Source organism: Chryseobacterium pennae, from assembly GCF_003385515.1.
Classification (GTDB): domain Bacteria; phylum Bacteroidota; class Bacteroidia; order Flavobacteriales; family Weeksellaceae; genus Chryseobacterium; species Chryseobacterium pennae.
On sequence record NZ_QNVT01000064.1, the window covers coordinates 1 to 1,809 of the forward strand.

2 protein-coding genes are annotated in these 1,809 nt (G+C 29.5%); both read left to right on the forward strand.

Annotation, left to right across the window (positions count from 1 at the left end; all coding sequences use genetic code 11):
• On the forward strand, positions 1-1,532 hold a 1,532-nt coding region (locus DRF65_RS28125; RefSeq protein WP_115974009.1), incomplete at its 5' end, for a hypothetical protein.
• Complete coding sequence (locus DRF65_RS28130; RefSeq protein ID WP_115974010.1) at positions 1,507-1,707, forward strand: hypothetical protein; 201 nt, start codon at positions 1,507-1,509, stop codon at positions 1,705-1,707. The genes DRF65_RS28125 and DRF65_RS28130, both read left to right, overlap by 26 nt.
• The last annotated feature ends 102 nt before the right edge of the window (positions 1,708-1,809 follow it).

Genomic DNA, 1,809 nt, shown 5'->3' on the forward strand with positions numbered 1-1,809 from the left:
AAAAAATGAAAATGAAAAGTAATTTGATTACTCTATTTTACCTTTTAATATTCATCTTTTTTATTAGTTGCGAAAAATCCTTTACAGAAGAATTAAATGAGACTAACTTCAATAAAATTTTGATTAAGAAGAATGATTCATTAATACTTCTTGGACACGATAAAGATGTTATATTATTAAACAGGAAATATTTAGAAAAAGCTAAAAGAGGGAATTATATTGAAGGCGAAATTCTTTGCTATATTAATATAGGAAATATAGCCTCTGTAATAGGACAGTATAAAGGTGCATTTTCATACCTTAATAAAGCAAGAATAAAACTTCAATCGATTGACAATCCTATTTTATCCGCAAAATTAAACATGGAATATTCCAAGCTATATGCTTCGCTACATTTATCTGAGAAGTCTTCTTTATACAGTACAAGAGCAATGGGATATTTAAGAAAACTTGATAAGAGGCAGAAACGGATGTATGCGTTTGATAATATTTATTTACTTAGGTCTGAATATTTAAATCTGAATTCCATGTGTGATTCAGCTTTGTTTTATGGACATAAAGCATTAAAAATAAATAATAATCCTACAACAAGAGCTTTAATTTCCAAATATCATTTAAGATGCGATAAGAAGTGTGATTCCAGTGCAATTTATCTACAACAGGCACAAACCTTACTCAGACAAAATGATATTGAAACTGTTAGTAATGCATTATTCAATTTGACGTATGGCGAATATTATTGCGAAAAGAAAAAGTACAAGGAAGCAATTGCGTCCTATAAAGAAGCTGCAAGAATCTATAACAAAACAAAAAGGTACCAAAAAGTTCCAATAGTCTACTATACTATTGCAGATTTATACAAAAAACTAAATGATACTGTTCAACAGAGGATATATTTTGAAAAACAGTCTGTAGTTAAACAAACTATTGAAAAAAACAGAAATGATGGATTAAACTTGTCTATTGATCACGTCCTTTTAGAATATAAGGAGCAAACAAACAGTAATATAGATAAGTTATATATTTGTCTTTTTGTGCTTATCCTATGCATAACCATTATTACTTCTATTTTATACGTTAAATTTAAGAAAAAACACAAAAAAAACATACAATTGACTAAGGCGAATGAGAAATTGTCATTGAGAATAAAAAAAGAACTTTTTGAAGACCTTATTGTGCTTGTAAAAAAAAATGACCCTTCGTTTTTGTCAAGATATGAAGAAGTATATCCTGAATTAACAAAAAAATTACTTTTAATTAATCCTAATTTATCAGCAGGTGATTTAGCATTCTGCGCGATGCTTAGCCTTAATTTATCATCTAAAGATATTGCAAAATATACTTTTGTTCAGCATAAATCTATTCAGCAAAAAAAGTACAGGATCAGAATAAAGCTTAGTCTTTCCAGCAATGAAAATTTGTACTTTTTTTTAAAAGTATTAACAATTAACGAGGGTGTAAAATCAACTGTGTCAAATAAATGTTTTATTATATTAGAAACAGATCATGGAAAAAAAGAAATTCGATTTTGAGAGCTTCAAAGAAGAGGCAACGGCTGGACTTTATGCTGGCAAGATAATGGGAAGTACAGATGGTTTATTTGCCCCTATGTTAAAGCAAAATTTAGAATCTATGCTCGACGATGACTTAGAGCATCATCTTGAAGAGAGTAAAGCCACTATTGAGTCTAACCGTAAAATGACCTGATTGCAAACTGCGAATAGTCTGCAATCAGGTCATTTTGAACTTGAAAGCAAACTGGGATAACAACGGTACATTTGAGCCAAAAATCGTATCCAAGAGACAGCT

Excerpts from the sequence above, each read along its gene's own strand:
- DRF65_RS28130 (WP_115974010.1), top strand. The coding sequence starts at position 1,507 with ATGGAAAAAAAGAAATTCGATTTTGAGAGCTTCAAAGAAGAGGCAACG.